Origin of the sequence: Bacillus sp. MUM 116, assembly GCF_001866655.1 — a bacterium.
Taxonomy (GTDB): Bacteria; Bacillota; Bacilli; order Bacillales; family Cytobacillaceae; genus Neobacillus.
Map to the genome: position 1 here is coordinate 1 of NZ_MLYR01000104.1, position 9,605 is coordinate 9,605.

The window sequence follows — 9,605 nt, forward strand, 5'->3', positions numbered from 1 at the left end:
GGCGAGAAGGTTGCTCTTTAACCTTCTTGACGGATCGGCTGTAGACCATCGAGGGGCTAGGACGCTTGCGCTAGACAAAAAAACGTCCGCTGTAATATTCGCGGACGTTTTTTGTATCATTCTGTAGAAACAGATGGATCTGCTTGCTCTTTAACAGGAACAATTTGTACAAAGTGTTCTTCAAGAGTTGGTAATAGTGCTTGAAGCTGTGTTGCTTCTTCCACCTGGCCGTCATTCTCAAGTAAGCTGATATATTGACCTAAAAGCTCTTGAACATCTGTTTTTCCTTTTTTATCTAATGGGTTAACAGAAACCTTCGCACCTTTGGCAATTCTTCGTTGAATGGCTTCCTTTGTTAATCCCATTTCAGGCTGATGACGGGTATACACGACGCCGCCGGTCATACCTGCACAAATCCATGGACCTGGGTCTCCTAGTACAAGACCGCGGCCGTTTGTCATATATTCAAAGGCAAAACCTTTAATATTTGCACCTGCGCCGATATTGCCATTTTCCTGGGCAGGAATTGGCTGCTTAACCGCGCCACCGATGATTAAATCGGCACCTGACAGACGGATTCCGGCGCGTGCATCAGCATTACCTTGCGCGACAAGAAGCCCTTTTTGAGCTCCATAACCAAAGCCTTTTCCGACTGAACCATTGTAATAACGGCCATTTTTCCCTTTCGCCTTCAGGATTTGAATATTACCGCCGAAGGATGTTTTACCAACCCCATCTTGGCCGCCGCCGTTAACCGTAATAAAGATGCCTTCACTGTTATAAGCTCCCAAGCCATTTCCAGGAATCGATCCTTCACGATATTTTAACTGAACAGGTTGGAGCTGTTTATAAGAACCATCGACTCTACCTCTTACACGGTGGCATGAAACACGGCTTCCCAAAACTCGTTGCTCTGATGTAACACTTACGAACTCGCGAGAGCTATGCAATTGATCAATACTTGCATCAAGATATTCTGCTCCAACTGCTACCTGCATTTGTGTTTCTGCAATGGTTTTCGATGCCTCAGCCTTAGTAAATTGAGTGATCTCAAGTGGTTTTAGCAAGTAAGATAAGTCTAATTTTTGGTTTCCGCTTGTTTGGAATAATAAATCTGAGCGGCCCACTGCTTCTTGTAGGTTACGAATTCCAAGTGATGCAGCAAGTGTCTTTAATTCCTGCCCGAATGCAGTGAAAAGATTCATGATTCCTTGAACGGCTAAATCAAATTGACGTGGAACGAATCGTCTTAGTCCATGTTCTTTTGCTTGAATTTCTGATTCAATCTGTGTGGCAATTCCAACATGACAGGTATCTAAGTGACAGCCGCGGCATGTTGTACAGCCAATCGAAAGCATGGCTAATGTACCGAAACCAATTCGGTTTGCTCCTAAAAGCATAATTTTCATTACATCCATTGCACTCTTCATACCGCCATCAGCCCAAATTTCAACTTTATGACGCAGACCGCTTTCTAAAAGGGCATTATGGGCAGCTTTTACACCGATTTCCACTGGCAGGCCAACGTGCTGAAGGGCATGAATTCTCGCAGCACCCGTACCGCCGTCAAAACCGCTTAATGTAATGATATCTGCGCCAGCTTTTGCGATTCCAACAGCAATGGTACCGATATTCGGTACGACAGGAACCTTAACAGAGATTTTTGCCTGATCGTTTGCTGTTTTTAATTCAAGAATCATTTGGGCTAAATCTTCAATTGAATAAATGTCATGGTTATTCGATGGTGAAATCAGGTCAGAGCCTAAAGTTGCGTTACGTGCTGCAGCAACTTTTGCTGTCACTTTTGAACCAGGTAAATGTCCGCCTTCACCAGGTTTTGCACCTTGACCGATTTTAATTTCTAACAAATTCGAAGAGTTCAATAATTCAGCATTTACCCCAAAACGGCCAGAGGCAATTTGTTGTCCCCGTGTTTTTGGATATTTGCCAAGCATATCCTTAATTTCGCCGCCTTCTCCATTTAAGCTCACCATATTTAAGCGGTCAGCGCCTTCTGCATAGGCTCTGAAGGCGATTTCGTTCTGAGACCCGAATGACATGGAAGAAATCACAAACGGAAGATCATGTTCGCCTACAGTAATATCAACTTCAGTTGGTGAAATTGGATGGTTCGACACTTTTAAACCAGCCAAGTGGCGAATGGTTGTAGGGTTCCCCAACTCTTGTTCTGAAATTTTATCACGGTATACACTATAATCGCCGGTTGCGGCTACATCACCAATGGCTTTCCAAATCCGTGGAAAGAGGTGGAAGGTCTTTCCGATTCTTTCTTTTTCATTATGATAATCTTGGGCTCTGGCAATGGAATCCTGTTTCATTGTTTCGAAATCTAATTCGATTTCCATTGAGCCAAAGAAGTTTACAATATTTAGAACCTTTGCAATATCGTCATGGAGTCCGATACTTGAGAACAATCTTCCATATCCGCGCAATTCATGAATTCCAATTGTTGAGATTACTTTTTCAAGTCCTTTTGTTAAAGCACTGTACAAATTAGTCAATGGCTTAGTTGATTCATCGAGTACAGTCATAAACATGTAGTACGGACTAATTAAATCTGCACCCAAACCTAACGCAGTAATAATATCGTGTAAGGAACGAATGGAAGCTGAACGTAAAACTAAAGAACAGTCTCTTCTTAATTCAGCTTTCACCAGTGCCTGATCGATGGCTGATGTTACTAAATGCGGGTCGATCCAATAGAAATCCTCTTGATGGGCCTTGGCATCATCAAGAACGAGTAAGATCTTGCCTGATTGAACTGCCTGAACCGCTTCCGAAGCAAGTCTTTCAAGTGCCAGATTGATGTCTTCATCCTTACGGAAGGTCGCGGAAATAAACGTTGCTAATTTTTGTTCGTTATAATACTGAACCACTTGATCAAAGCTCGGCTGTACAAGTTCCTCCGAACAAACAAAACCTGATTTTCCTTCCAGCAGGATAGGTGTAATGAGTTCAAGAACGGTATTTGTTTCTTCTTTTTCAAATAAGGATGGGCGTTTGCCAAGAATCACGCGTGTGGAAAAATGTTCTGTTTCACGATCCCGGTCAATCGCAGGGTTTGTCACAACAGCGACACTTTCTTTAAAGAAATCGGCGATATTTTTTCGCTCAGGGTTTAAAGCCGCGAGTGGTGCATCATGTCCTAATGAACGGATTGGCTCTATTCCTTTTTCAGCCATCTGTTCAATTAATTGAATATGATCACGTTCCCAGCCGAAAGCTTTATATTGACCATTGTGGATTTTATCCGGATAATTCATTGTTACCGTTTTATTTAAACTAGGTGATTTTAATCGATTTCGTGAGTTTTCAATGTTTAATTGATTTGAAATTCGATTATACACTTCATTCTGGAACCGGTTTTGTTCATAAACATCCAATTGATCTCCATTCCATTTAAAACCAACTTTTTCCCCAGGTGCAAGCGGCTTAGGATCATTCACATATTCGCTGGAAGGAATTATCCCCGGTTCAGAAGAAAATAGGTAGGATGTTTCGGTTTCGAGCATCCAAAGTGGTCTAAGGCCAAGTGCATCGACACTAAATACCGCTTCATCGCCATATCTTGAAATGATTCCGGCAGGTCCCTGTGCATAATGCCCCCATGCTTCACGAAGATACGTATATAAATCTTGCAATTTATCCGGATAAGCTTTTATTTCATTAATAATTGGCGGAAATAGCAGATCCATGACTTCAAATAAAGAATAGCCGTCGCGGGAGATTAGAGTTTCCATTGTTCGGCTTAAATCTTGTGAGTCACTGCCGTCCTTCACAAGTGGAACACCAATCATTCTAGCTTCGTCCCGAAGCTTAGCAATTGTATTGATTTCACCATTATGTCCAAGCACACTAAATGGCTGAACTCTGAAAAAGCTTGAAAGTGTATTGGTTGAGTAGCGGTTATGTCCCAAAGTGATGGTTGAGGCAGCAAGCGGGTTCGCCAGGTCCTTATAATAACGAGGAAGGATATCACCGGCGCCCATTACTTTGTAAACAACATGACTTTGACTAAATGATGCTACATGGATATGGTCATTGAGTTCAAAATCAACTAATGCCTCAAAAAGGACTTTCGTTAATTCCTGACCGCTTTTTTTGGATAGACATGCAAATTGCCAGAAAACAGGGTTTTCCTGGATCGCAATTGGCCCAAGAGCAGAAGAATCTGTCACATCAACTGTTTCAAAAACCAATTCTAATTCATATTTTTCTAGTTTTTGAAGTAATTCATTTTTAGTTGAATGCCAGTTGACTTTTTGACTGATAAAAACATGCCCAACAGCAAATTCCTCTTTTTCAGCGAGCTGCGGGTCAATTCCTGCGTTTTGCAGTTTTTCTTTCCAAAGGGCAACTGGTATATCCATGTGGATTCCAACGCCATCGCCTTCACCGTTAATGAATCCGGCACGATGATTCATAGTCACAAGGGCATCGATACAATCGAAGATATTCTTTCTTGTAGGAATCTTGTGTTTTTCTAGGCAGGCAACGATTCCGCATGAATCGTGCTCATGTTTGTGGAAATCTTTAAATTTGGAAGGGTTATATTTAAGTGTCATATGTGTCGGGCTTCAAAAGGGTATTCCCCTAAAGCCGTTTCACCTCCTATGAAATTTTATCTTGGAAATGTATTTGTGGTTTTACCACTGAACTGAGGTTTATAGAATTATGGGAAAAATGATAATCTAATAGTATCATATGAATTTTCAGAATTCAAATAAATATACAGAAAAATGGATATAAATATTAGATTGAAATCATATTGATTTTAGATGAAATGTGGACTTGTAAACGTTTTCAAGTGAGGAGGACAATAAAAGGAAGTAGAAACCACTTCCTTTTATTGTATAAAAAATGTATATTTATTCGTTGTGAAGTGAGGAAAATGCATTGTTAACTGCGTGTAAGGTTGCTTCAACATCTTCCTCTGTATGTGCAATTGTGAGGAACCATGCTTCATATTTAGAAGGTGCAAGGTTAATTCCTTGGTGAAGCATGAGTTTGAAAAATTTGCCGAAGGTTTCGCCATCGGTGTTTTCGGCCTGTTCGTAGTTTTCTACCTTTTCTGTTGTAAAGTAAATCGTTAAGGCTCCTTTTAAGCGATTAATGGTAATGTGGATATCATGTTCCTTTGCAGCAGCTAAAATCCCTTCCTCAAGCTTTGCACCTAATCGATCCAAATACTCATATACTCCTTCTTGTTTTAACACTTCCAGGCAGGCAATTCCGGAAAGCATTGAGGCAGGATTTCCCGCCATGGTTCCTGCTTGGTAGGCTGGGCCCAGCGGTGCTACTTTTTCCATAATTTCTTTTCGGCCGCCGTAGGCTCCGATTGGCAGACCTCCGCCGATAATTTTACCGAGTGCAGTTAAATCCGGTTCGATACCTAAAAGGTTCTGAGCACCGCCATAGGTGAAACGGAAAGCTGTGATGACTTCATCATAAATGACAAGAGCACCCGCGGCATGTGTTAAATCATTCACTTGCTGCAAGAAGCCTGGTTTTGGTTCAACAATCCCGAAGTTACCGACAATTGGCTCTACGAGAACTGCCGCAATTTGGTCACCCCATTTTTCTAATGCTTCTTTAAATGGTTCAATATCATTAAAAGGAACGGTAATGACCTCTTGAGCAATACTTTTTGGCACTCCTGCTGAATCTGGGGTTCCGAGTGTTGATGGGCCGGAACCTGCAGCAACCAGTACAAGATCCGAGTGGCCGTGGTAACAGCCTGCAAATTTAATAATTTTGTCTCTTCCTGTATAGGCGCGTGCCACCCGGATTGTCGTCATGACTGCTTCTGTTCCGGAATTGACAAAGCGTACTTTATCCATTGAAGGAATGGCTTCCTTCAACATTTTTGCTAATTTTACTTCATGTGGTGTAGGGGTACCGTAGAGTACACCATTTTCAGCCGCATGTTTGATGGCTTCCGTAATATGGGGGTGTGCATGGCCGGTGATAATAGGACCATAAGCGGCTAAATAATCGATGTACTGATTGCCGTCGACATCCCAGAAATAGGCTCCCAGAGCACGTTCCATTACTACTGGCGCACCACCGCCGACAGCTTTATATGAGCGGGACGGGCTGTTTACTCCTCCAACAATGTGTTCAAGAGCTTCACTATGTAACCGTTCAGAATTGATAAATTGCATAAATTTTCCTCCTAAAAATGGATTCTTTCTTATTTTAGCACTTATTTTAGCGTTTTCGTGCTGTTTTATATTTTTGAAAATTGTTCTAATGGAATAAAATCTGTTCCCAATATAAAGCAGAACGGTTGTTTTACCGCTGTGATTTGGCTAAACTAACACATTAGGGAAAGTAGCAGGAGGAAAATCGATGGAAAATGTAATAGATGTAAAAAAATTGCGAAAAGAATTTAAAGCCTATTCTAGCCGGTCGGGATTAAAAGGAGCCTTCCGTGACTTATTTACCCGGAATTATAAGGTGGTGCCGGCGGTGAATGATATTCAATTTTCCGTAAAAAAGGGGGAAATGGTCGGATATATCGGCGAAAATGGGGCGGGAAAATCGACGACTATTAAAATGTTGACGGGGATTTTAACGCCAACATCCGGCCAAATCACCGTCAATGGAATGAACCCGCATAAGGAACGGGAGAAATTTGTTCAAACGATTGGTGTCGTTTTTGGTCAGAGGTCTCAGCTTTGGTGGGATATTGCGGTTCAGGAATCGTTTCGGCTTTTGAAAAAAGTATACAAAGTATCCGACGAAGATTACAACAATCATATGGAGCATGTAATCAAAACATTGGACATCGAACCGCTTTTGGATAAACCTGTTCGGAAATTATCACTTGGTCAGAGAATGCGTTGTGAGCTTGCTGCAGCATTAATTCACAATCCACCATTATTGTTTTTAGATGAACCGACCATCGGGCTTGACGTCCTAGTTAAATTAAAGATTCGTGAATTTTTAAAGGAAATTAATGAAAAGTACAATACAACCATTCTCTTAACTACCCATGATTTATCAGATATCGAAGCGCTTTGTGAACGAGTGATTATGCTTGATGAGGGCAAAATCATCTATGATGGCGCGCTTAGAAATTTAAAGGAAACATGGGGAGAAGGCAAAGAACTGCAATTTCAATTCCTTGAAAAGGTTGAGATTGAAAAATTAAAAGAGGTAACAAAAGGACTTCCGGTAAAATGGGATCTAGATGAAAAAGAAGCAATCTATAGTGCCAACATCGAGGATAAAGAGGAACTGATTTCCCAGTTAATCGCCAAAGTAGTCAGTGCCTTTAAAATAAAAGATATGAAAATAAATGAAATCTCGACAGAGGAAATTATCCGTAATATTTATGAAAAAGGTACGGTGGAAGTAGAAGGGGGCAATTAAATTTGGATAAATATCTTGAAATGATCCGCATCCGTTTTTTAATGATGCTTGCCTACCGAACAAATTATTATACGGGAATTGTGATTTATAGTATTAACATTGGGGCGTATTATTTTTTATGGTCAGCCATCTATGGGGGGAAAGAGCATATTGAAGGCCTTTCCGTTATCCAGATGACTACATATGTTGCCGTTTCCTGGATGGCCCGTGCCTTTTACTTTAATAACCTGGACAGGGAAATGGCCCTTGAAATTATGGAAGGAAAAGTGGCGATTGAATTAATTCGTCCCTATAGCTATCTCGGCATGAAAACGATGCAGGGATTGGGCGAAGGGATTTTTCGGCTTTTCTTTTTCTCGATTCCCGGGCTGATTATTGTTTCCTTTATCTTCCCGATCAAATTTACTTGGGATCCGGGTGTTTGGGGATTATTTGCACTATCCACCTTATTAAGTTTTTGTATTAATACACAGTTGAATTTATTAACAGGAATCACCACCTTTTTCTTATATAATAATGCCGGTTTGATTCGGGCAAAACGGGTTGTCATTGATTTATTTTCAGGCCTGCTCCTTCCAATCAGCTTCTTTCCAGGATGGGCGCAGGGAATTATGAAATATCTGCCCTTTCAAGGGATTAGCTATATACCGAGTATGATTTTTACCGGGGGGTTTTCCCATTCGGAGGCAATGGGGGCAATCTTACAGCAATTCCTGTGGGTGGTAATATTATTTATTCCGATTCAGTTCCTCTGGTCTGTAGCGAAAAAACAGCTGATCATACAAGGGGGGTAAGCAATGTTTTACGTTTCAATGTTTTTTCAATATATTTCACAATATTTAAAGACAAGATTTCAATATCGAGCTGATTTATTTGTCGAATTTTTCTCGGATTTACTGTCACAGGCAATCAATCTAGTATTTATTTTAGTTGTGTTTGGACATACGAATTTATTAAATGGCTGGAATCGCGATGAAATTATTTTTATATATGGCTTTTTCCTTGTCCCTTATGCTGTTTTTTCTGCCTTTTTTAATATCTGGGATTTTAACGAGCGCTATATTGTGAAAGGGGAGCTGGATCGGATTTTAACGAGGCCGATTCACAGCCTTTTTCAAATTATCCTAGAGCGGTTGGAGTTGGAATCATTATTAGGAGTGATTACAGGTCTGGCGGTTATGTTTTATTCAGGGGCCAGGCTTGGTCTCGAGGTCAAGTGGTATGATCCTTTGTTGTTTTTAATTTTTGTGGCTGGCGGTGCTCTTGTTTATGGAGGAGTCTTTATCATGATTGCTTGTATTAGCTTTTGGGCGGATGCAAGAACGTCCCTCATGCCGATGATGTACAATATTAGTAATTATGGACGTTATCCTGTTGATATTTACAATAAAATCATTCGTTTTGTCTTAACGTGGGTGCTTCCATTTGCATTTGTAGGTGTTTATCCAGCGGCTTTTTTTCTAGGGAAAAAAGAATGGTTTGTCTATGCCTTCTTAACGCCGGTAATAGGTGTCATCTTTTTTACTTTGTCCATCTTGCTTTGGAACCAGGGAGTTAAAAAATACCGAGGGGCAGGAAATTAATATATTTGGAGGAAACCAGGCTTATTGTCTGGTTTTTGATATTTTATGGGGCAAGCCTGCATAGAATGGGGGTAATGGATGTTCCAAGATAAAGGGTGATTCTAGATGATTTATTTCTTACTTCCCATTGTGGTGTTTTGCATTTTTATGAGTTTAAAAACTCTTTTTGTCCCGAATACAGTAAAAGGTAAATTTGTTTCGATAGAAAATTTCTTGTATTTAGGTTGTATTTATTTAACCATTATTATTGGGTATGGTTTAATTTACGTACTTTTCGAACTTAAAGGAATACCTTTACTAAAAGAAATTAATCATGAACATGGGAATAATATATTTGAATCCAGTTTCTATTTTAGTGCGATGATGCTGTTCTCGGTTGGGAATGGGGATGTGATTCCTTTAGGTATTGGCAGGGTAATCGCTGTAACTGAAGCACTCATTGGCTATACCCTTCCGGCCGCATTTGTGGCGAGAGCGATGCTTAATCGGGAGAAGTAATTATCCCGCATTAACGGGCAGTAAGACCCCTTCAGGGTTTAGCGTAAGCAGAAAGAGTAAGAGGGGTCAACTGCCCGTAAGAGCCCGATTAGTTCAACTAACAATCAGTGGGGGATGAAAAAACCC

At 40.7% G+C, this 9,605-nt stretch carries 6 protein-coding genes; 4 read left to right on the forward strand and 2 right to left on the reverse strand.

Translation table 11 applies throughout. From position 1 onward, the window contains the following. Positions 1 to 116 precede the first annotated feature (116 nt). On the reverse strand, positions 117 to 4,586 hold the full coding sequence (locus BIV60_RS22740) for a glutamate synthase-related protein (RefSeq protein ID WP_071358007.1): 4,470 nt from the start codon (positions 4,584 to 4,586) through the stop codon (positions 117 to 119). 303 nt (positions 4,587 to 4,889) lie between these two features. After that, positions 4,890 to 6,185: a glutamate-1-semialdehyde 2,1-aminomutase gene (locus tag BIV60_RS22745; protein ID WP_141770529.1), complete on the reverse strand. Its 1,296-nt coding sequence runs from the start codon at positions 6,183 to 6,185 to the stop codon at positions 4,890 to 4,892. 187 nt (positions 6,186 to 6,372) lie between these two features. On the opposite strand from BIV60_RS22745, the gene BIV60_RS22750 reads away from it, so the two are divergent. The 4 genes from BIV60_RS22750 to BIV60_RS22765 all read left to right on the forward strand — a co-directional run bounded on the left by BIV60_RS22750 (position 6,373) and on the right by BIV60_RS22765 (position 9,479). Then, positions 6,373 to 7,398 (forward strand): ABC transporter ATP-binding protein, encoded by a 1,026-nt coding sequence (locus BIV60_RS22750; RefSeq protein WP_071358009.1) that lies wholly within the window; start codon positions 6,373 to 6,375, stop codon positions 7,396 to 7,398. Positions 7,399 to 7,400: 2 nt separating this feature from the next. Then, complete coding sequence (locus tag BIV60_RS22755; RefSeq protein WP_071358010.1) at positions 7,401 to 8,192, forward strand: ABC transporter permease; 792 nt, start codon at positions 7,401 to 7,403, stop codon at positions 8,190 to 8,192. A gap of 3 nt (positions 8,193 to 8,195) precedes the next feature. Continuing rightward, entirely contained in the window at positions 8,196 to 8,981 is a 786-nt protein-coding gene (locus tag BIV60_RS22760) for an ABC transporter permease (protein WP_071358011.1), read from the forward strand. A 147-nt stretch (positions 8,982 to 9,128) separates the two neighbouring features. After that, complete coding sequence (locus tag BIV60_RS22765) at positions 9,129 to 9,479, forward strand: ion channel (RefSeq protein ID WP_371261581.1); 351 nt, start codon at positions 9,129 to 9,131, stop codon at positions 9,477 to 9,479. Positions 9,480 to 9,605 lie beyond the last annotated feature (126 nt).